Consider the following 21739-nt stretch of genomic DNA (forward strand, 5'->3'; position numbering starts at 1 on the left):
AATCGGTGTAATCTCTGAATTTCTCGGGTAGCGAACAGGAGAAATTTATGCGCCCCGAGATACGGAAGATCGTGACCTATGATGAAGAGGTTCTCATCGAAGGTTTCAAAGAAACACAACAACCTTGGCGCATGTTCGCTGTTGCCGCTGTTGTCAAAAACCCGTGGGCGGGGCGGTTTGTTGAGGACCTGAAACCCGAAATACAGGCCTATGGCCCTGTTTTGGGAGAGATGATGACCAACCGGATGATCACCCTGGCCGGCGACGGAGATGCAATCGAAGCTTATGGCAAAGCCGCCGTGGTTGGTCTGAACGGCGAGGTCGAACATGCCTCGGGGCTAATTCATACGCTGCGCTTCGGCAATTTTTATCGTGAGGCGGTCGGCGCCAAATCTTATCTGGCGTTTACCAATACACGCGGAACGGCCAATGCACCGATCATGGTTCCGCTGATGGACAAAAACGATGCAGGCCGGCGATCACACTACCTCACCATCCAATTCTCGATCCCTGATGCGCCTCGGGATGACGAGATTGTGGTGGTGCTAGGCGCAGCTACCGGCGGACGCCCCCATCATAGGATTGGAGATCGCTATCAGGACTTGAAGGATTTAGGCCATGATCTGGACAACCCGGCCGCGGTCTGATTTCGGACGCCTCCGCGCGATCCGCCAAGGTGACGGTCCTGCGGTTCTGTTGATACATGGTGTCGGGCTTCGGGCCGAAGCATGGAACGCGCAACTGGACACCTTGTCGTCAATGTTCCGTGTCACCGCAGTGGACATGCCGGGCCATGGCGCAAGCGCCTTGCCAGCCGGAGCAAAAGACCTCCGGGGTTATACAGATACGATTGCATCCGGCCTGGATACCCCGGCAATCGTCATTGGTCATTCCATGGGGGCCATGATCGCACTGGATCTGGCTGCGCGACATAAGGGAAAGGTGCTGGGTGTGGCGGCACTGAATGCCATATTCAATCGAAGTGATACAGCTGCCAAAGCCGTAAAAGCGCGCGCATCTCTTTTGGACACGGAAACAGGCGCTGACCCGACGCCTACCCTGGCCCGTTGGTTCGGTGATGCAGATGTCATCGAGAAAGAGGTTTGCAGAAATTGGCTCACAAACGTCGACCCGATGGCCTACCGCAGAGCCTACAGCATATTTGCGCATGAAAATGGCCCAGATATCGACACTCTCTCTGCGCTGACCTGCCCCGCACTTTTCCTGACGGGGAGCGCCGAACCCAATTCGACACCCGAGATGTCTGAAACCATGGCCTCGCTTACCCCGAAAGGAAAAGCCCAAATAATCAAGGGTGCTGCGCACATGATGCCCATGACACATGCAGCCGAGGTTAATGCTGCGCTGCTGGAATTTGCTAGAAGGTCAGCTCATGACAGAGATTGATCCCCGCACCCTACGCAGCGCGTTTGGCCGTTTCATGACGGGCGTGACCGTGGTGACCTGCCGTGCAAATGACGGAACGCTTTGCGGTTTCACCGCCAATTCCTTTTCGTCGGTCTCGCTTGACCCGCCTCTGCTTCTGGTTTGTCCGGGTCGGTTTCTGTCGACCTTTGACCAGTTCTCGAACTGCAGTCACTTCGCAATCAGTATTCTGGCCGAGGGGCAGCAAGAAGTATCCAATACATTCGCCAGTTTCACCGGAGATCGTTTCGCCGCGGTGCCCCATACGCTCGATCTGAACGGCATTCCGTTGATCGATGGGGCTATTGCTCAGTTTTCTTGCAGCACATGGCAATCATTGCCCGCAGGGGACCACCAAATCCTGATCGGAGAAGTGCAAGCGTTCAATGAATCCGACGCCCTTGGGCTTGGATATTCCGGCGGGCAGTATTTCAGCCTTGGCCTCGAACGCGCCGCGATGGACCGGAATGGTGGCACAACAACTTGTGGCGCAATTATCAACACAAACGACTGCGTTTTGCTGGAACTCACTGACGATGGATACCGACCGCCTCAGATCAGCCTAAGCGACAATGGCAATCTGCGACAGGACTTGGCCGACGCCCTCGCATCGCAGGGAAGCCCCGTCGAGCTTGGCCCGGTTTATTCTGTCTATGACGATGCGCAAAGCCAGACTCACCATGTTTACTTTCTGGCCCAAAGTGGCGTGCAAACCGGACAATCTTCGTTGCAACCCATCCCGACCACTACCCTGCCGACCCTCTCATACACGACCTCCGCGATTGCCGACATGATGCAGCGGTATGCGCTCGAATCCCGTACGAACAGCTTTGGGTTTTACCTTGGAAATGCGGATCGCGGCGATGTTCATAGCTTGATTGAAAGGAACTGATCCATGGATTTTTCGCTTTTTGCGCACATGGAACGCATGACCCCTGATCAAAGCCAGGAAAATCTTCACAGCGATTTCATCGAGCTGTGCAAAATGGCCGATGATGCCAGAATGCGTGCAGTCTGGACGGGTGAGCATCATGGAATGGATTTCACCATTTCCCCTAACCCTTTGTTGGAACTGGTCAACCTCGCCAATCACACCAACCATGTGAAACTTGGGACCGGTACAGTCATTGCCCCTTTCTGGCACCCCATCAAACTGGCAGGCGAAGCTGCATCGGCGGACCTGATTACAGGTGGTCGGATCGAGCTTGGCATCGCCCGCGGTGCTTACTCTTATGAATACGAACGTCTCATGCCGGGTATGGACGCGTGGGAGGCCGGGCAACGCATGCGCGAATTGGTGCCCCTGATCCCCAAACTATGGGCTGGCGATTGTGCACATGAAGGAGAGTTCTTTCAGTTTCCCGCAACGACCTCTGCGCCGAAACCTGTTCAGAAAGACGGGCCTCCGATCTGGATCGCCGCGCGTGATCCCAACAGCCATGAATTTGGCGTTCACAACGGATTTAACATCCAAGTCACCCCACTCTGGCAAGGGATGGAAGAGATTGAGAGTCTGGTCGGCCGTTTCAATGACGCTTGTGAAGGGTATGCTGGGCCACGCCCCAAAATCATGCTCTTGCACCACACATATGTCGGAAAAGATGCAGCCGATGTAGATTTAGCTGCACAAGAGTTGTCGCGGTTTTATTGCTATTTTGGTGCATGGTTCCAGAACAAGCGGCCAGTGAAACAAGGTTTGATCCAACAACTGACGGCAGAAGAAATCGCTGCCAACACGCTGATGGCCCCGGAAAACCTGCGGCGTGATCTGACGGTCGGAACCGCAACTGAGGTGATTGATCAGATCAAACGCTACGAAGATTTAGGGTATGATGAGTTCTCATTCTGGATCGACAGCGGCATGAGTTTTGAGCGTAAGCGCGCCTCGCTTGCCCGCTTTATCGACGACGTCATGCCAGCATTCCAGTGAGGGAAGAGATGGACCAGAAACCACATTACCAGCTTTTCATCGACGGGGAATTTACCGACGGTGCCCAAGGGCAAACCATGTCCTCGGAAAACCCCGCCACCGGAACACATTGGGCCACCTTTGCCTGTGCGGCACCCGACGATGTTGATCGCGCGATCAGTGCCGCTCGCCGGGCCCTCAACGACCCTGCATGGCGCGACATGACCCAAACTCAGCGTGGCAAGCTGTTGTATCGTCTGGCAGAATTGATCGAGGAGCATGCCGAACAGATCGGCCGCATCGAAACTACCGACAGCGGCAAGCTGCTGGCTGAGACTGCGGCGCAATCCGCCTATGTCGGGGATTACTATCGCTATTATGCGGGACTGGCAGACAAGATCGAAGGTGCAGTTCTGCCCATTGATAAACCCGACATGCATGCGTTTACCCAGCGCGAACCAATCGGCGTTGTGGTCGCGATCGTCCCCTGGAACGCACAGATGTTCCTGACCGCAACCAAGTTGGGACCGGCGCTGGCTGCGGGCTGTGCTGTTGTACTAAAAGCCTCAGAAATCGCTCCTGCGCCTCTGCTTGAATTTGCCCGTCTCATTGAAAAAGCCGGGTTTCCGCCTGGCGTTATATCGGTCCTCACTGGTGATGCCGAAAACTGCGCCATACCCTTGACGCGCCATCCGGATGTAGACCGTATCGCCTTTACCGGCGGGCCGGAAACCGCGCGTCATGTCGTTCGCAACTCGGCCGAAAATTTCGCGGTTACCTCGCTTGAGCTGGGGGGGAAATCCCCGATGGTCGTTTTCGATGATGCTGATCTCGATGGTGCCGCGAATGGATTGATTGCAGGAAATTTTGGCGCATCAGGGCAAAGCTGTGTGGCTGGTAGTCGTGGGCTTGTCCACCGCACGGTATTTGAAAAGATTGTATCTCTGATTGAATCCAAAATGGAGGGCGTCACTGTCGGCGATCCTCTTGCGCCCGATACGCAAATCGGACCTCTTTGTACGTCAGCGCAGATACAGAAAATAGAGGCCGCGCTAAATGCCGCCCGTTCCGCGGGCGCGAGTATCCGTTTTGGTGGAAGCAGGTTGGAGCGCGCTGGCAACTATATGGCGCCGACGCTTGTGGAATGCCCCAATACCGACATCGAGACCCTGAAGGTTGAGATGTTTGGCCCGGTTATGTCCTTGATCCCATTTGATACGGAAGAGGAAGCCATCGCAATCGCCAATCAAACGCCATATGGACTCGGCGCGGGGGTATTCACCCAAAACGTCGCCCGTGCGCATCGTGTGTCAGGACGGCTCAAAGCAGGGATTTGCTGGGTGAACACGTATCGCGCAGTCTCTCCCATTGCCCCATTTGGTGGGTTTAATCAGTCCGGCTATGGGCGAGAGGCCGGGATTGACGTGGTTTATGACTACACGAGAACCAAAACCACCTGGATCAATACGTCAGATGCGGCAATGGCCAATCCATTCACCATGCGCTGACATTCATATGAACTGGAAATTTTTGAACCAACTTCTGACGGTTTGGTGACGGAATAGGCACCGCTTACAGCGATGATTTCGACCCAAATCCAGAAAAACTACAGATGCTTAACTGGGTCGACGCTGTTAGACACCGAGGTAACGAGTAAGGATCGTCTGATCTTCAGCGACATCTGCGGGTTGGACAGTCACACGATCTTGGCCGTTTTCAATAAAGGTTATCCGGTCAGCAATCGACAAAACCGCATCGATACGCTGTTCCACAAGGACGATAGCGTAGCCCTCTGCTTTCATTTTGACCACGACTTGCCGGATCTGTTCGATCATTGAAGGCTGCAAGCCTTCGGTCGGTTCGTCCAAAAGCAATACCTTGGGGCGCAGGCATAACGCTCGGGCTGTGGCCAACATCTGCTGTTCGCCTCCTGAAAGTGTACCAGCGACTTGGCTCAAACGTTCCTTGAGCCGGGGAAAGAGTTCAAGCACCCAATCTCGTGTATCTGCACCTTCACCCCGCGCCAAAAGGCCCATTTCGATGTTCTCTGAAACCGTAAGCTCAGGAAAAAGCCGCCGTCCCTGCGGGATATAGCCGATCCCACGTTGTGGCACGAGGTGTGCAGGCAGGCCGCTGAGGCGTTCGCCATCCAAGATGACCTCACCTTGGCTCAGGGGTAGTTGCCCCATGATTGCTTTCAGCAATGTCGTTTTACCCGCCCCGTTGCGGCCCATCAGGCAATGAATTTCCCCTGCACTGACGGTCAACGATACGCCAAACAGCACTTTTACCTTGCCATAGCCGGTGTGGATATTCTGGACCTCAAACATCGGCGGGCGCCCCCAAATAGGCGGATTGCACGGCAGCGTTCGCGCGAATTTCGTCAAAGGTACCTGATGCCAGAAGGCGCCCCTGATCCAGCACCGCAACATGATCAGCGGTTTCGGCAACCACCCGCATATTGTGCTCGATCAGCAGGATCGTAGTCTCTTCGGCCATCGTCCGCATGAGCGCCACAAACGCTTCAACTTCACCTTCGGCCAGACCTTGGGTCGGCTCGTCAAGGATGAAAAGCTTGGGATCCTGCGCCAGACCCATGGCAATTTCCAACACCCTTTGGTGACCATAACTGAGGTCCGAGGCGACCTGGCCAGCGCGATCCTTCAATCCAATTCTATCCAGCACAGCAGCCGTCTTTTCAGCATGGGCTACTTTGTCATGCGCAAGCCTGCGGCCGGCAGCAAGGGCGACGTTGTCTTCAACCGTCAGTCCGGGAAAGATCGAAGTGATTTGGAACGTATAGGCCATGCCGAGTTGCATGCGTTTATGTGCGGGCAGTTGGCTGATGTCCCGACCTTCGAATGAAACACTGCCGCGGGTTGGTGGAGTCCGCCCGCTAACCATTCCAACAAATGTCGACTTGCCCGCGCCGTTTGGCCCTATCAAAGCTGTAATTGCATTCCTTCGCAGAGAGAAATCTATGTCAGTATTGGCCTGGAGCCCGCCATAGATCTTAGTCAGGCCTTTGGTCTCAAGGATATTTACGGCAACCATGACACAGCCCTCTTGCGTATTGTGCCCGCAATACCTTGGGGGGCGAACAGGGTCAGCAGAACCAAAGCAACACCGGCAACAAGCATATATGCGTTGGTGAAACTGCTGGAAATGTCGATCAGATAGAACATGAAGATGACACCGATGAGAGGTCCGATCGTGGTTCCGGCCCCTCCCAGCAAAACCCATAGCAGCGGGAAGATGGAATAATGCACCGCAGCAAAGCTTGCACCGACATAGCCGAACAGCATCGCGTAGGCGGCGCCTGCGACGCCTGAAAACAGGCCAGATACAACTAGCGCAGCAAGTTTGAGCCGCCCTACGTCATATCCCAACATCCGGGCTCGCTCTTCGTTTTCCCGTATGGCAACCAGTCGCTTTCCAAATGGGCTTTGCACCAAACGCGCCATGGCGAGAAAGCAGATGGCGAAAAGGGTAAATGCAGCGAAGTAACGCGCCGTTTCCGTTGTCAGGTCAATCCCAGCGAGGTTGCGTTGGGCCTGTTGAATGATGAAGCCTTCGTCACCGCGCGTGTATTCTCCGAAATACAGGATCACGAGATAGAAAGTTTGAGCAAACATCAGCGTCACGATCATGAACGCGACACCGATAGTGCGCAGCGCCAGAAAACCAACACCCAGAGCCAAGAACCCGGCAGCAAGGACGCCAACTGCAAAAGCTGGCAGCACTGTCAGCCCGCCGAAATTCATGCTCAGTCCAAACCCGTACATTCCGGCGGCAAAGAACATGGCATGGCCAAGGCTCAACAGACCGGTATAGCCAAACAGCAGATTGAACCCGATGGCATAAATCACAAGCACCATGATCCGCGAGAAGGCTCCGACGTGATAGGCGGGCAGCACGAAGAACAATGCGATAAGCACAAGTAAGGTGCCGTAATGCAAAGCGGTTGTTCTGGACACCGTCATCAGGCCGCCACCCGCCCCATCAAGCCTTGCGGCTTAAACACAAGCACCATTGCGACAAGGAAGGTCGCGATGATTTTGGCCAGAGTCGGCGAGAAAAAGACCGAGATAATGCCATCGCTCATTCCGATCAGCACCGCTGCAATCACAGTGCCGGGCAAACTTCCGAGACCGCCAATGATTACCACGATAAACGCCAGCAACAATGGATCTCCGCCCATCAGATAATGGGCCTGCTGAATTGGAACCACTAACACAGCACCTAGTGCTGCCAGCCCTGCACCCAGGCCAAATACCCAGGAGTACACACGATTGACCGGCACCCCAAAGGCCTGAGCCATCTCGCGATCCTGCTGCGTTGCACGCATGATCAATCCGATCTTGGTGCGCGTCAGCACAAACCAAAGCACCCCCAACACGGAAATCGCCGCAACTATCACGAACAGCTTGTAGGTCGTCACGCTTAGCCCCCAGGGCCAGATCATTTGGAATCCATCTGCACCAAATTCGAACCAGGGCAGTGCCAAGCGAGTGTTGAACGGTGGCGCGACGGGCCGCGCCTCGGGTCCATACAGCATCAGCGTCGATTGCTGCACAATATAAAGTACGCCAATCGTGGCTACGATGGTCCGGTCCACGTCATAGTCGATCCGCTTTAGGATCAGCTGATCGACCCCCGCCGCAATGCAGCCGACCAAAACCGGCACTATAAGCAGGGCAGCCACGAAACCGAAACCAGCATGGCCGTCGATCATCGTGCTTACCGCCCAGGCAAATACCGCACCCAGCATGAAGAACTCGCCATGGGCGACATTCACAACGCGCATGACGCCGAACACAATGCTGAGCCCCATTGCCGTCAGCACAAGAATAGCCGAAATGACCGCCCCCTCGATGGAGGCGAGCATCAGGTGAGGCCCGAAGTCCATACCCAGTCTCGCTTTTGCCTAATGTCGGGATCAGAAGGATTGCGTGGTGTAATCCACCTCATCTTCATAAAGGCCATCCTCGATTGACGCGGTATGCACCACATCAAGACGGCCATCACCAACCTTTGAGATATACTGTTTGCCAAAGGTCTGATGGGTCTTGCCGTTAAAGACTTTTTCACCCTGCGGATGTTCGATGGATTCCGGCATGTCAGTCATCGCCTCAACCGCTTCGATCAGTTTGGAGCGATCTGCAGGCCCTTGGTAGCCCGCTGCTTCCATACCAGCTTTGATGATATGCATCGTTTCCCAACACCCGAACATATGAGCGTAAGTGGCAACATTGGCCGGGTCATCGATCGCAGCGCCACTGTCATTCACGCCAACTGCCGCACGATAGGCTGAGGCCGCCTCCGATTCGTTGGCTTGCTTATAGCGCGGCATGCCTTCCCAGAAATACGTGCCTTCGAGGAACTCAAGCCCGGGGCTTTGTATATCAACCGCTTCAAGGCTGTCGATAAAACCAAAAATCTCGGGTCGGCTGGGCCCGAAGAATTCGCCCATTTCTTTGACGAATGTCAGCACTGCCGGGCCCACCATCACATGATAGATCACTTCGGTTTCGCGCGGGATGCTTGGGAAATAGCGGGTGAAGGTTGTCTCGGTGGGCGGGATTGCAATCTTCGCAACAACTTCGCCTCCTTGCGCCTCGATCGCTTGAGAGAAAAAGTCGCGATGATCATGGCCGAAAGCAAAGTCAGGATAAATCATCGTGACCTTCTTACCCAGATTGTCGGCGACAAAGGGTGCCATCGAAATAACCTGACTTTTCACATCGGTGATACCTGGTTGCAGCGTATAGCGATTCAGCATGCCGCTGGCGACATGGTGACCTTCGGAGACAACAAAATAAGGCAGTTTCAACTCGCCCGCGCGGGGCGCAGAGCCAATTACCACGTGGCTGAACAAGGTACCGAAAGCGACGTCTACCTCGTGTTGGTTGGCAAATTTCTCAAGCACTTCAGCCCCACGCCCAGGATCGGTTGCGTCGTCTTCTGTGATGATCTCGACCGGGCGACCATTGATGCCGCCCATTTCGTTGATGCGCGCAGCAGCGGCGTTGGTTGCCACGTCATACCAGCGGCCATATGCAGCGCCAATGCCAGTCGCGTGCTTCTGAAATCCGATCTTGATCGGTGCCGAACTTTGCGCTTGCGCAAAGCCAAGAGAACCGGGCAACACCCCACCCGCGGCCAGAGCACTTGCACCGGCCCCGAGACCAAGCAGTGTACTACGGCGACTGATCTTTGAAGTCTTTGTCATGGCGTTCATCTCCTCTGTTGTTATTAGGGCGATGTTTCGCCTCTCTTTTTTTGATCAGTTTGTATGTATACTAACGAGTTGTCTACATTTTTTAGGCTCCGCGCGGGCTGGAAAGCAGCCACAGCCCGAAAATCGTATAGAAAATCATCAAGATAGACAGACCCAATTGCAACAGCAGAATGTCCCTGCGGGATGTGCAAAGAGCCTCAGCTGTCCTATGGCACAAGATGACGGCCAAAACATGCGACAATACAACGACACCCGCCTGGGTGAGCCAGATGGTCTTCACAGTTTCTGGAACCGTCAGAAACCCGACCCTGACGGGGCGGCTGCCTAGCCCGAACAGATTCCAGCCAAGCGCGAAAGGATCGGCCAGTGTTGCGACTACAACCTGAATTTGAACCAGAAACGTCACGAAGTAGTGGGCAAAATGATAGCCGATCGCAATCGGAAGCAAGGTGATGGAAAAGCGGATGAAGGCTATTTTGAAGGAAACGGTCTCGTGCACCAGTACCGTTCCCAAGTAAACGGCGAGCGCAAAAATACACGTCAGCAGTAGCATACCGGTGTAGAGGCCAAGCGTCGTCGGCCAGATCATCGCGGTTCGCCCCGGATACTCCAAGGGATTGACCCCTAACTGATCCAGCCACCAGAAGGTCTCGTAGAGGCCATCGAAACTGCCGGATGCGAGAATAACTATTACAAAGACCGCATGGCTTAGATCAAACTTATTACCGTGAAAGACTTGCCATCCCGGCACGCCAAATGCTGCCCCGCGCACCGATCTGATTGTGCCGATCAGTGCGAACAAGACCGAAAAGCACTCGACCTGACCAAGCCAGGATTTGCGCCCAAAAAGGGTCATACCCAGTACTGTAAAACCCCAGTATCCAAGCGCGAAACTCGCAAGCCTGCCCGGATCGTTTGGTGCTGCATCGGCAAGAACAAAGCCCTGAAACGCCGCCATAAGAACAACAGCCGGCCAAATCGAAAGTTTTTTTGCAAGTGTCAGAGGCGCTTTGTGATCTGGGGCCAACAGACGGTGCAAGCCCGGCCAGGGATTAACCCATTTCCAGACATCGAAGATCAGCGCTTGCACCATGAAAAGCAACATCCACCATATGGTCCACAGCACCAAAGGCATGAGGTTCGCTTGCGGGTCCGTTGGGCCCCTTAGACCAATCAGGATTAACAACATCAGACAAAGGGAGGCTGCGATCTGACCCCAGTTGCACCATCGGCCTCGACCGCGCTTGAGAGGCAATGTAATGGGCCGCAGTATAACCTCAATCTGCCCTGGTCTCAGGCAAACAAGCAGCAGGATTGTCGCAGCCACAGTCGCTGTACCACCAGTGATGTAGGCGGTGGTGGGCAAAAGAAGCACAAAACCCTGATCGGCGGCATGGGCAAAGGCTGGTCCAGCAACCATAGTGGCGCAAATTAACGCTAGAAATGACTTCACAATCAACTTCACTTCGTTAGCATACACACAAATTCTTGCAAGGAGGCAAGTCAGATGAGCAAACGCTGGTTCGCTGTGGCAGGTATCGCGGCCGCGTTGGGTTTCGCCTACATATTCGCAGGTACGCCGCAAACTGCTGTAAAGGTCAGCGACGGGCGCGCCGCGCCGATGGGGGCGTCGGGATCGCTGTTCATGGTCACTCTTAAGCTGCAAAATGACGGTGACCCTCGCATTCTTCAAAGCGTCACGTCGCCATCTGGAGCCCACACGTCATTAATGAACCCTGGCCATGACAAACCACTTGTAGTGCCTGGCGGCGATCCGGCGCAACTGGCAATGGACGGGGCCCACATCATGTTGCAAGTGCCCGACGGAAGCTTTCCCGAAGGCACTTATCATTCGCTTGCGCTCACGTTTGACGATGGCAGCGAGGTGGTGACTCGCATCCTGAACCCAGAGGCAACCGGCAGTATGACGTCAATGGACCACAGCAATGCCAACGGCATCGAAATCTCACCTAGCCCGACGATCACGCTGGTTCAGGATCCGCAGGTCAGTACTAACGGACTTGCCGTTCAAATCAGCGTCAAAAACTTCGAATTTGTCCTTGTCGAGGACGGCACACCGCATATCGACGGTCAGGGTCACGCCCACATCTATCTGAACGGCCTGAAGCTTGGCCGACTTTACGAAAACAGCTTTCAGGTCGGAGCGCTGATGCCCGGCGATTATGAATTAACTGTTGCGCTGAACTCTAACGACCACCGCCCTTACATGTCCAATGGCGCCCCCATCTCGGTAACCTACAGATTTACATTATGATGCGGATTGCTTTTGGCAAGTGACAAGCCTTCAGTGATTCAGAGAAATACAGAACACAAGCAGTTGTTTTTAATCGACAAAAGCACGCTCAACAACAAACGTGTCTGGCTTACTGTTCGACCCCTCGACCAGACCAAACCCCTCGAGTAGAGCCTTGGTATCTTTGAGCATATTCATTGAGCCGCAGATCATGCCCCGGTCGGTATCTGGCGAAATTGGGGGAACCTCTAGGTCTCTCAACAGCTTGCCATTGGTCATTAGATCGGTAGTGCGGCCCATGAACGGATAGTCTTCGCGTGTGGTGGTCGCATAAAGGCGCAGACCATGCGCAAACTCTCCGCACAACGGATCGTCTTTCACAGACGCAACCAGGTTCTTGCTATAGGTGAGTTCAGCAACTTCGCGGCAGGTGTGGGTGACGATGACTTCGTCAAACTTCTCATAGGTCTCGGGGTCTCGGATCAAACTGGCAAAGGGCGCAAATCCGGTACCTGTTGAAAACATCCAAAGCCGTTTGCCGGGCAACAACGCATCATTCACCAAGGTGCCCGTTGGTTTTCTGCGCATTAAAATAGTGTCACCTTCCTTGATCTTTTGCAGATGCTCGGTAAGTGGGCCATCCGGAACTTTGATCGAATAAAACTCCAACTCCTCATCCCAACTGGGAGACGCCACAGAGTAGGCCCGGAACACAGGCTTCTCGGCATTTGGCAGGCCAATCATCACAAATTCACCGGACCGGAAGCGGAAAGATGCAGGCCGCGTCATACGGAACCGAAACAGCCGATCAGTATAGTGCTGCACTTCAGTTACGGTCTGGGCAAATACACCCGCCGGGATCGGGAACTTTGTCTCTTTGGAATCGAGCGCCATCAGATCACCTCCTCTTGCCACCAAGAAAGCGGCCAGATGCCCTAACCATGAGGCATTCTTTGTCAGCCACCTTTGTCAGGTCATTCATTTCATTAGTATACTAATGATTATGGGGTAATGGAGTATCCTGTCAATTGATTTGTGAAGAATGCCTCTCTTCCCAGAATTATCTTGACGCATGCCCGCTAATTATATTCGTATACTAATGAATAGTGGGAGGATCTTATGGAAAAACTTGTCATAAAGAACATCGGCATGATCCTGTCAGGAAAAATGGAAGAACCGATTTTTGATGGCGATTGTCTGATTGCCATAGATGGTAAGATAGACGCATGGGGCAATGAAAAGGACCTCGATACCGACGACGCAACCAGCATCGTAGACGCCCATGGTGTGACGCTTTCCCCCGGTCTGATCGACAGCCATGTGCACCCGGTGGTAGGTGACTACACGCCCCGTCAGCAACAACTCCACTGGATCGACTCCACTCTGAACGGCGGTGTGACCACAATGATCTCGGCCGGAGAGGTTCATATGCCGGGGCGACCCAAAGATGTGATCGGCCTCAAGGCGATGTCGATCGCGGCACAACGCTGGTATGAGAATTTTCGCCCCTCCGGTGTCAAGGTCCATGCCGGCGCCCCTGTAATCGAACATGGCATGGTTGAGGAGGATTTCGCCGAACTGGCCAACGCCGGAGTGAAATATCTGGGCGAAGTCGGCTTGGGTTCGGTCAAGGACGGCAAAACCGCAAACCAGATGGTCGAATGGGCCAGAAAACATGGGATTCAGTCCACGATCCACACGGGTGGCCCATCCATCCCCGGGTCCGGCCTCATCGACGCGGATATGGTGATCGAGACAGGTACCGACGTGATCGGGCACATCAACGGAGGTCATTCGGCACTGCCGGATGATCAGATCATCTGCCTTTGTGAAACCTGCACCAAGCAAGCCTTTGAAATCGTTCATAACGGCAATGAACGCGCCGCGGTGCTTACGGTGAATACCGCGCGCGAGTTAGGCAAGCTGGATCAAGTGATCTTGGGTACCGACGGGCCAGCAGGGTCAGGTGTGCAACCGCTTGGAATCTTGCGGATGATTGCCATGCTGTCGGCCTTCGGAAACGTCCCCGCCGAGATTGCCTTTTGCTTTGGCAATGGGAACACCGCACGGCAGCGTGATCTGGATGTTGGTCTTATTGAAAAGGGGCGTTGCGCCGATTTCGTCCTGCTGGACCAAGCGCAGCACGCGCCCGGAAAAAACATGCTTGAAAGCGTCGCGCAGGGGAACCTGCCGGGTGTTGGCATGACGATCATTGATGGCGTGATCTGCTCGGAACGTTCTCGCAACACACCGCCCGCACAACGCCTGCCGGAACGTATTCTGTAAACTCGAATTTCAGTGACTTGGGTTGTTTGACGCAAACTGCGGGCTACGCGATCTTTGAAGGTCAGGTGATCTTTTTGAGCAATGCCAGAAGCGTCTTTTGCTCGGACTTCTTGAGAGGTGCGAGGGTTTCTTGCGAAATCCCAAACCCGTCGGCGTAAAGCTGTTCCATCAACTCAACGCCCACCTCGGTCAATGAGATGATCGAGCGGCGCTTGTCACCGGGATCGGCGGTCGCGCGCAAAAGCCCCTTAGCTTTCAGACGGTCAACCACCCCTTTGATCGTCGCAATATCCATTGCTGCAAGTCGGCCCAGCTGGTTTTGCGACACCTCTTTCTTCTCGGCCACCCGGATCAGCGTGGCAAACTGCGTCGGCGTCAGATCTTTGGAAATTCGGTTCTGAAAGATGATCGAATGGCGCTGACTGGCCAGCCGCAAAAGATATCCGACCTGGTCTTCAAGATGGTAGGGATCGACGCTGTTTGACATAAGTGCTCCTAACGAAGCCCGTCTTTGCCTTCTGCTTCATCGTGGGTCAAGCCACCTACACGGGGTAATGGCCGCCCGCTGTCGGTCACGGCCACGGCCACCATGATTTCATTTGCACGCGGCGCATCGTTCAGCCGTACTTCGATGCCATCAAAGTGGCTGCGCACATAAGCTGCGTCCTTGTGCCCAAGCGGTACATCAAGCACCTGACCGGGCGAACCCATCTTTTTTGAAGACGGCACCAAGGCGGCCCCTTTTTCCACTTCTTTACGCAACGGCGCGCCCAACTTGGGATGGAGGATCGCAGCGGCATGTTCCAACTCGCCATTTTCGCCGACCATGGCCGACTTACCATAGCTCTCTGCCTGCTCCGGCATGATGCCAAGGGCTTCTACGCATTTGCGACCCAAGAGCGTTCCCAGCTCTGCACCGATCTCCATCAATGCGTTTAAGTCCTCGGTATAGGTGCCCGCAAACGGGTTCTCGATTACTGCAACGGCGACGGCCTTGCGGGTGGCCGGGTCGATCTTTCGTCCGATTTCGGAATGCGTTTCTTCAATGTTTACAGCGATCTTACGAATCTTAGCGCTCATCTCAGGCCGTCCTCTCCTTTGATATCCTTGGCTGCCAGGCCGCCAGCGCGGTCGTGGATGCGTGGTCCCGTGCTCATGACCAGAATGACGGCCATTTCATGAGCTTTGGGCGCGTCGTTCAGGCCGACCTCCATACTGTCAAAGTGGCTTCGAACGTAAGAGGCATTTATATGGGTGATCGGCACATCGAGCCGCCCGCCAACGCCCGTGACTTTCTTGGTAGAGGGTACGATCGCGTTGGAATCATTGAGAAGTTTGCGCATCGCGTAACCTCCCGGAGCGTGCCACAGGGCACCATGTTCCAGCTCACCCGCCTCACCTATCAATGCGCCTTTGCCATAGCCTTCAATCTTGTCCGCCCCATCCAGCATCTCGACCAATCGCCTCGCCATCTGCAAACCAAGTGGCTTGAGGTCCTCCATGAACCACTGAATATCAGGCTCGTAACGCCCGGCAAATGGGTTCTCGATGATCGCAATCGCCGCCGCCCGGCGCAGGGGGCTCGCCGGAGCCGGACCACCTTCGTGGAAAATCTCTTCGACAGAATAGGCTGTTTTCCGGACATTAAGCTGGGACATGTTGTATCTCTTGTTGGAACGAAAATGCGTGTGCACCGGTTGTGACAGATCGGCCCTGGAGGAACAAACCCGCAGACGCGATCCGTCCCAGGGCCTGAAACGACGTCGCGCGGTTGAGACCTCGGGCCAAAGCGCGTTCACAATCCTCGGCTGACAAAGCACCACAGCTAACAGTGACCGGCAACTCCCCCAAATCACTGTTCTCGTCGATATCGCAAGCGGCGCGACGTGTTATCGATGGATGACCCGGCAGGTCCACCGCATTGGCGATGAGTGTTGCCGCAACGTCAGCCTCGGCGGCCGATGAGGCGAGCACCGTCACGCTGTCCGCGATGCCCAGAGACAGGCTGCGCCCGTGGCGACCAGAGGTCGCAATACCCCCGATACGATCCTTGTCCGTAACTTCAATCCGACCCAATTCGCCGCCGTCATGGGCTTGGATCGAGGTATTGAAGCCCGTTCCTGGGGTCAGATATAGAGCAATATCTCCACCGTTGTTGACATAAGCGCGCGTGACATTCGCGCTTTGGGTCATTGCCGCAAGCACCTCATCCGCGATGCTTCCGGCCACGGCGGCCATCCGTGTGACGTACCCCACATCAGTCAACGGCAGACACGCGTCATGCATTCGACGCGCAACTGTGCCGTTGGGACGTTTTGTTAGTGGAGACAGCATCCCCCGAAGGTCCGGCAGTTCCTGTACAATTTCGGCGATGATCGTTTCGAACCGCTTTGCTGCGGCCCGGTACGCCTGATCCCGATCCCCTTCCACCCAAACAATCAGATCACTGGGACCATGCTGCAGATGCAGCCGTTGGCCATCGGGCAAAAGGCGCGCGCGCGGCCTCATTCTGCGTCCGCCTTCCAATTGTAGTTTCCAAGATCCATCGGATCCCCGGCATTAGGTTTTTGTCGTACGTGGCGAGCCTGATCCGAATTGATGTCACTGACGCGGCGCATGTGGTCCACATGTCCGCCCAGGGCAGCGTAATCTCTGACACGCAAGGTAAATTCGATGGGGGCGACAAGCGCGGGAGTTGGAACATAACCAAAAGAATTCGTGGGCATATCCAACACATCTACCATCACAGTGATCCCGCCTCCGGGCCACACATAGGCATCTGCACCACCGCAAGACACGTGGGTCAGCGCGTCCTTGACCGATTTGGTCAGGCGTACGGGATTCTCAGTAACGCCTGCGCGCAGCGATCCCCCTGCCCCACCCATGAACAGCACTGAACAAACCGAAGGTTCGCAGTTTTCCGCAATTAGCGCAGCTGAAGCCGCCAGTTTCGCGGGTACGTCCCGCAGTTGCGGAACAAGATCGGCGTCGAGTTCATAGTATGAAAACTGCTCACCCGTTGTGGACACCATAAACAGCCGCAGGCCTTCCCATGCTGTTTTGGGGTTGAAGGGGCCAAGGATCGCAAGAGGGTCCTCGATATCTGTGCCGCCCCAACCGGTGCCGGGCTCAGCCACTTGGAAGTATCGCCCAGGCGTCGAACGCCGTCCTTTGATCTTGATCCCCGTTGCCGGTACATCAAGCTGCTTGCCGGTCTCGTGCTCGCTGAGCACTCCGGTGATGTGGTCATCCACCACCACGACGTCGTCGACATGACCGATCCACTGTTTCGGGAACATGCCTATCGTGGCAGAACCGCATCCTACGCGCATCAAGCTTTCAGTCACGCCATTGATGATAGGCGGTTTTCCCGCTTCAACCACAACTTCGGTGGCGTGATCATCTTCGCCAATGACCATCGTGACAGGTTCTCGGTTGCACAGCCGCAGCAGGGCGTCACAGGTTACGCGGCCTTCTTTCTTGCTACCACCTGTGAGGTGCTCGACACCACCCAAAGACAGCATCTTTGAGCCGTATTCAGAGGTCATGACATGGCCGATCGGTTCCCCGTCGACGCGCACCACGTCTCGCTCATGGCCGATGTGGCGATCAGTGTCGATCTTCACCTTCACACCGCAATAGCTAAAGATGCCCTCGGTCACGACGGTGACCATATCGACGCCTTCAACCTCTTGGCTGGCGATAAAAGGCGCGGGCTTGTAGTCGGGATAAGTGGTTCCCGCTCCTACAGCTGTCACAAACTGACGCTCACCTTTGAAGATATCGCCATCCCATTCCTCTGTCGCGCCCTCGCCCATGAACGGAACGAGGTCTTGGCCGCTTTGGATGATTGTCAACGGATCAAGGCGAACCAGTTCGCCGCCGTGGTTTGCATAGCGGTCGCAGGCACCGGAATTGCCTTCTGCGATATAGCACATCACCGGGCAGGCGTCGCAGCGGATCTTTTCTGGCTTCGCAACATCCGTCATCACGTTACACTCTTCTTGAGGGCTGCATGGACGACGCTGGGGATTGCCGGTCCCTTGAACAGTCGTACCCCTGTTGCATGTTTGATTGCGTTCAGGATCGCCGGTGCCGTTGGGATCAAAACATGCTCTCCCAGTCCCTTGGCGCCATACGGGCCATGCGCGTCAGTTTCTTCTATGATAATCGTCTCAATCGGGGGGATGTCCCCGATTGTCGGGATCAAATAGTCATGCAGGTTCTCGGTCCGTCCCGGGATGTATTCCTCCATTAGCGCCATCCCCAGACCCTGAGCAATGCCGCCATGGACCTGCCCTTCGACTAGCATCGGGTTGATGGCCTGACCGACATCATGAGCCGCAATGAATTTCACTGGCGTGACTGTGCCCAGCGCGGTATCCACTTCGACAACAGCCAGATGCGCGGCATAACCGAATTGGGCGTAAGGATGCCCCTGCCCATTTTTATCCAAGGGCTTTGTCGGCGGATCATAGCTTTCTTCAGCGCGAAGAACATACCCATCCGAGTCCGCTTCTAGAGCCGAAAGATCCAGCACACGAGCCCCCCCGGCATCAGTCGCCTGAATTTCCCCGGCGCTGAACTCCAAGGCAGCATCTTCGGCAACGTTCAGACGTTCCAGTATCATGGCCCGCAATGCCTCACCCGAGAGCCGCGCCGCATTGCCCGAGACAAAAGTCTGGCGCGAGGCCGAGGTTTTGCCCGCATCCGGTGTCACATCCGTATCCGCTCCGACAAGCGTAATCTGACCCACCTCGGCCCCAAGTGCGGTAGCAAAAATCTGGGTAATGACGGTATTGGCCCCCTGACCGATATCCATCGCGCCTTGATGCAGCACCACCGTGCCATCAGCGCGAATGCCGCATTTGATGGCCGATGGATTGGGCAAAGACGTATTGCCACAGCCATACCATCCGCTGGCGATACCCACACCGCGTTTTACAGTGTCATTTTGTGCATTGAATGCCTCAACACCTGCACGCTCTTCCGTCCAGGCAAACCGCAACGCCTCAAGGCAGGCCTTGATCCCGACACCCTGGTCAAATACCTGTCCGCACACGGTCGGCACACCATTATCCAATGCGTTGAGAATACGGAACTCCAGCGCATCCATTCCCAGCTTCTCGGCCAGATCGTCGAAAAGACATTCTTGTGCAATGGCTGCCTGAGGCACACCAAAGCCGCGAAACGCCCCCGATGGCGGGTTGTTGGTATGCACACCCTTGGCCTGCGCGATGTAGTCCGCCACGCGGTACGGTCCCGAAGCATGGACTGGCACCCTGTTCGCCACCGTCGGTCCCCAACTGGCATAAGCCCCCGTGTCAAAGCGGCCACGAAAGTCAAAGCCACAGAGCTTGCCCGTCTTATCAGCACCGATCCTAAGCGTGATGTCTGAGGGGTGCCGTTTGGTCGAACATTGCATGGATTCAGTACGCGTGTAGCAAAGCCGCACAGGTTTGCCCGTCTTCAGCGCCGCGAGTGCCAGGTAGGGCTGTACGCTCATATCCAACTTGGAACCGAAACCGCCCCCGGTGGCCGTTGGCACAACACGTATGTCCGAGCGGTCAAGCCCCAGAACACGCTCGAGCCCTTCGAGATCCATAACCGGGGCTTGCGTGCAGGCATGCACCTCAACGCGACCGTTTACGACTTCGGCGAAACCCGCTTCAGGTTCAATATAGGCATGCTCGACAAAGCCGCTTTCAAACCGGCCTTCCACGATTACATGCGCGCGTGCCAGGGCCGCATTTGGATCGCCACAGGTCACAAAACCAGCACACATCACATTGTTGTCCCGGCCATCATGTAGTTGATCGGCTCTTTCACCTTGGGCTGCGTCCATGTCTTGTAAGGCAGACAGTTCGGTCCAAGTAATCGGTACCATTTCTGGATCGATGGCGCGAAGCACATCCCGAGCACCAATCAGGGCCGCGACAGCCTCTCCCCTGAAACGCGTTTCCCGCTCGGCAAAGACGGGCTGGTCTTCAAATCCGGGTATCACACCAAAGTTGTTCTGGCCCTTCACGTCTTTCGCAGTCAGAACCGCGTCCAGTCCAGCCGCCTGCGCGAATCCTTCGAGGTCACCAATTTCAAAAACCGCCCGGGCATGGGGGGAGCGAATGACCAAAATCTCGAGGCACCCCACGGGTGCAATATCATCGCCGTACTTGACGGTAGCCGAAACTTTTTCGATCCCATCCAAATGCTGAACTGCATCGCCCACCTTACCCGCTTTCGCAATAGCAACCGAGGGCGCACCCATCACCGCGTCGATGATTTTGCGATAGCCTGTACAGCGACATAGCACACCCCCTAAAGCATCCTGCACTTGCGCCTCGGTGGGCTCGGGCACGTCCCGCAGCAGCGCAACGGCAGATACCATCATGCCGGGCGTACAGATCCCGCATTGCGCCGCGCCATGATCCAGAAAGCTCTGCGCCAGCTTGGCTGCCACGGGGTCATTGGCATGTAATCCTTGCACAGTTTCGACCTCGCACCCCGCAACCTGATGTGCTGGGGTCAGACAGGCGCAAACGGGCTCGCCCTCAATCAGCACAGTACACGCGCCGCAATCCCCCGCATCGCAGCCAATCTTCACATCGCGTTGCCCCAAACCCTCGCGCAGAACTTCGGACAGTCGTTGGCCAGGGAAAAGCAATGGGGCCGCTTCACGTCCATTCAAACGAAATGGGGTCGGGGTACCTGAAAGCGCTTTGTTCATCACGAAACCGCCTTGTGAATTGCACGCTGAATTTGATGACGCACTGCATCGAGACGATACGAACTTGTCCCTCGGACATCATCGATCGGCGTTAATGCTGCGACATCAATCGGAGAAATCCTGACATCCGCGGGATCCTGACCGATCAGGCTCGCCTCTAACGCCGCAAGCCGTTGCGCTACGGCGGAACAGGACCCTACTGCGATGCGAGCCTCGGCTATTCTTCCCTGTGTATCCAAAAGAACATTTGCCGCTGCCATAGCAATGGAAATGACCAAATAGCGACGGCTCCCTAATTTTTCAAAACCAGACGTCATGCCAGCATGGGGTTTCGGCACGATGATCGCTGTCACCAGCTCGTCATCCATCAACGCTGTTTGCCGCACACCCCTGATAAATGCCTCGAGGGGAAGAACACGCTTTCCCTTTGCTGCACTGGCCAGCTCAACCTCAGCATTCAATGCAAGCAGAGGTGGAACACCATCGGCGGCGGGAGAGGCGTTGCAAATGTTTCCGACAACCGTACCTGCATTTTGAATTTGCAGGCTTCCGACCTCGCGCGCCGCCTGCTTCAAGGCATCAAAGGCCCGAGGAAGATCAGTTCTAACAACATCCGACCATGTGACGGCTGCACCAATTCTTGTGCCCCCTTCAGATTGCGTGATGTCCGAAAACCCATCTATTCTTGTTACATCTAACAGATTTTCGGGATGCTGGCCTGCTTTCAACGCCGGATAGAAATCTGTCCCACCTGCAACAACGCGGACCCCAGCCTGCTTAAGAATGCCCAGCGCATCGGGCAACAAGCTTGGTTGTGAGTAGGCCATGCACATATCCACTTTCATTAGCACACTAATGATAAGTGTGGACGTTTGCCAGAGTCAACAGAACTGTCCTGAG

Annotated in this window: 21 protein-coding genes; 7 read left to right on the top strand and 14 right to left on the bottom strand. The window is 55.4% G+C overall.

Annotation, left to right across the window (positions count from 1 at the left end; genetic code table 11):
• The first annotated feature begins 47 nt into the window (after window positions 1–47).
• The 5 genes from ACRZ91_RS08690 to ACRZ91_RS08710 are packed head-to-tail and all read left to right on the top strand — an operon-like array spanning window position 48 to window position 4842.
• Complete coding sequence (locus ACRZ91_RS08690; protein ID WP_480654411.1) at window positions 48–647, top strand: amino acid synthesis family protein; 600 nt, start codon at window positions 48–50, stop codon at window positions 645–647.
• Complete coding sequence (locus ACRZ91_RS08695; protein ID WP_480904289.1) at window positions 619–1407, top strand: alpha/beta fold hydrolase; 789 nt, start codon at window positions 619–621, stop codon at window positions 1405–1407. The genes ACRZ91_RS08690 and ACRZ91_RS08695 overlap by 29 nt, the downstream gene beginning before the upstream one ends.
• Window positions 1394–2317 (top strand): flavin reductase family protein, encoded by a 924-nt coding sequence (locus ACRZ91_RS08700; protein WP_480904292.1) that lies wholly within the window; start codon window positions 1394–1396, stop codon window positions 2315–2317. The genes ACRZ91_RS08695 and ACRZ91_RS08700 overlap by 14 nt, the downstream gene beginning before the upstream one ends.
• Window positions 2318–2320: 3 nt before the next feature.
• The gene (locus tag ACRZ91_RS08705; protein WP_010442631.1) at window positions 2321–3355 is read left to right on the top strand and encodes an LLM class flavin-dependent oxidoreductase; all 1035 of its coding nucleotides are present in this window, start codon (window positions 2321–2323) and stop codon (window positions 3353–3355) included.
• An 8-nt stretch (window positions 3356–3363) separates the two neighbouring features.
• Entirely contained in the window at window positions 3364–4842 is a 1479-nt protein-coding gene (locus ACRZ91_RS08710) for an aldehyde dehydrogenase (RefSeq protein ID WP_480904296.1), read from the top strand.
• A 126-nt stretch (window positions 4843–4968) separates the two neighbouring features.
• Here the strand turns inward: ACRZ91_RS08710 and ACRZ91_RS08715 are convergent, their stop codons facing one another.
• From ACRZ91_RS08715 to ACRZ91_RS08740, 6 genes are all read right to left on the bottom strand, one after another.
• Window positions 4969–5664 (bottom strand): ABC transporter ATP-binding protein, encoded by a 696-nt coding sequence (locus ACRZ91_RS08715; RefSeq protein WP_170543561.1) that lies wholly within the window; start codon window positions 5662–5664, stop codon window positions 4969–4971.
• The gene (locus ACRZ91_RS08720) at window positions 5657–6388 is read right to left on the bottom strand and encodes an ABC transporter ATP-binding protein (RefSeq protein ID WP_170543559.1); all 732 of its coding nucleotides are present in this window, start codon (window positions 6386–6388) and stop codon (window positions 5657–5659) included. The genes ACRZ91_RS08715 and ACRZ91_RS08720 overlap by 8 nt, the downstream gene beginning before the upstream one ends.
• Window positions 6376–7317: a branched-chain amino acid ABC transporter permease gene (locus ACRZ91_RS08725; RefSeq protein WP_480904301.1), complete on the bottom strand. Its 942-nt coding sequence runs from the start codon at window positions 7315–7317 to the stop codon at window positions 6376–6378. Before ACRZ91_RS08725 ends, ACRZ91_RS08720 begins: the two co-directional genes overlap by 13 nt.
• Window positions 7317–8243: a branched-chain amino acid ABC transporter permease gene (locus ACRZ91_RS08730; RefSeq protein ID WP_480904304.1), complete on the bottom strand. Its 927-nt coding sequence runs from the start codon at window positions 8241–8243 to the stop codon at window positions 7317–7319. Before ACRZ91_RS08730 ends, ACRZ91_RS08725 begins: the two co-directional genes overlap by 1 nt.
• A 30-nt stretch (window positions 8244–8273) precedes the next feature.
• Complete coding sequence (locus ACRZ91_RS08735) at window positions 8274–9566, bottom strand: ABC transporter substrate-binding protein (RefSeq protein ID WP_480904307.1); 1293 nt, start codon at window positions 9564–9566, stop codon at window positions 8274–8276.
• A gap of 91 nt (window positions 9567–9657) precedes the next feature.
• Window positions 9658–11028 (bottom strand): hypothetical protein, encoded by a 1371-nt coding sequence (locus tag ACRZ91_RS08740; protein ID WP_480904310.1) that lies wholly within the window; start codon window positions 11026–11028, stop codon window positions 9658–9660.
• 54 nt (window positions 11029–11082) lie between these two features.
• On the opposite strand from ACRZ91_RS08740, the gene ACRZ91_RS08745 reads away from it, so the two are divergent.
• The gene (locus ACRZ91_RS08745; RefSeq protein ID WP_480904312.1) at window positions 11083–11850 is read left to right on the top strand and encodes a copper chaperone PCu(A)C; all 768 of its coding nucleotides are present in this window, start codon (window positions 11083–11085) and stop codon (window positions 11848–11850) included.
• 69 nt (window positions 11851–11919) lie between these two features.
• On the opposite strand, the gene ACRZ91_RS08750 is transcribed toward ACRZ91_RS08745, so the two are convergent.
• Window positions 11920–12723, bottom strand: coding sequence for a ferredoxin--NADP reductase (locus tag ACRZ91_RS08750; RefSeq protein WP_480904314.1), 804 nt, complete (start codon window positions 12721–12723; stop codon window positions 11920–11922).
• A 225-nt stretch (window positions 12724–12948) separates the two neighbouring features.
• Between ACRZ91_RS08750 and ACRZ91_RS08755 the strand changes: the two genes are divergently transcribed.
• A complete protein-coding gene (locus ACRZ91_RS08755; protein ID WP_170775395.1) occupies window positions 12949–14115 on the top strand; it encodes an amidohydrolase family protein in 1167 nt (388 codons plus the stop codon).
• Between the two features lie 61 nt (window positions 14116–14176).
• On the opposite strand, the gene ACRZ91_RS08760 is transcribed toward ACRZ91_RS08755, so the two are convergent.
• Genes ACRZ91_RS08760 through ACRZ91_RS08790 form a run of 7 tightly spaced genes read right to left on the bottom strand, consistent with a single transcriptional unit; the run spans window position 14177 to window position 21666 of the window.
• On the bottom strand, window positions 14177–14602 hold the full coding sequence (locus ACRZ91_RS08760; protein WP_170776845.1) for a MarR family transcriptional regulator: 426 nt from the start codon (window positions 14600–14602) through the stop codon (window positions 14177–14179).
• 8 nt (window positions 14603–14610) lie between these two features.
• A complete protein-coding gene (locus ACRZ91_RS08765) occupies window positions 14611–15195 on the bottom strand; it encodes an amino acid synthesis family protein (protein ID WP_480904317.1) in 585 nt (194 codons plus the stop codon).
• Window positions 15192–15773 carry an amino acid synthesis family protein gene (locus ACRZ91_RS08770; protein ID WP_480904320.1) on the bottom strand — a complete coding sequence of 194 codons (582 nt, stop codon included), beginning with the start codon at window positions 15771–15773 and terminating at the stop codon, window positions 15192–15194. The genes ACRZ91_RS08765 and ACRZ91_RS08770 overlap by 4 nt, the downstream gene beginning before the upstream one ends.
• The gene (locus ACRZ91_RS08775; protein WP_480904323.1) at window positions 15760–16623 is read right to left on the bottom strand and encodes a UPF0280 family protein; all 864 of its coding nucleotides are present in this window, start codon (window positions 16621–16623) and stop codon (window positions 15760–15762) included. Before ACRZ91_RS08775 ends, ACRZ91_RS08770 begins: the two co-directional genes overlap by 14 nt.
• Entirely contained in the window at window positions 16620–18104 is a 1485-nt protein-coding gene (locus ACRZ91_RS08780; protein ID WP_480904326.1) for a 6-hydroxynicotinate reductase, read from the bottom strand. The genes ACRZ91_RS08775 and ACRZ91_RS08780 overlap by 4 nt, the downstream gene beginning before the upstream one ends.
• Window positions 18104–20839 carry a molybdopterin-dependent oxidoreductase gene (locus ACRZ91_RS08785; RefSeq protein WP_480904329.1) on the bottom strand — a complete coding sequence of 912 codons (2736 nt, stop codon included), beginning with the start codon at window positions 20837–20839 and terminating at the stop codon, window positions 18104–18106. Before ACRZ91_RS08785 ends, ACRZ91_RS08780 begins: the two co-directional genes overlap by 1 nt.
• Window positions 20839–21666, bottom strand: a complete 828-nt coding sequence (locus ACRZ91_RS08790) for an FAD binding domain-containing protein (RefSeq protein WP_480904332.1) — start codon at window positions 21664–21666, stop codon at window positions 20839–20841. Before ACRZ91_RS08790 ends, ACRZ91_RS08785 begins: the two co-directional genes overlap by 1 nt.
• Window positions 21667–21739: the final 73 nt, after the last annotated feature.

The sequence above is a fragment of the Ruegeria sp. O11 genome (genome assembly GCF_056535285.1).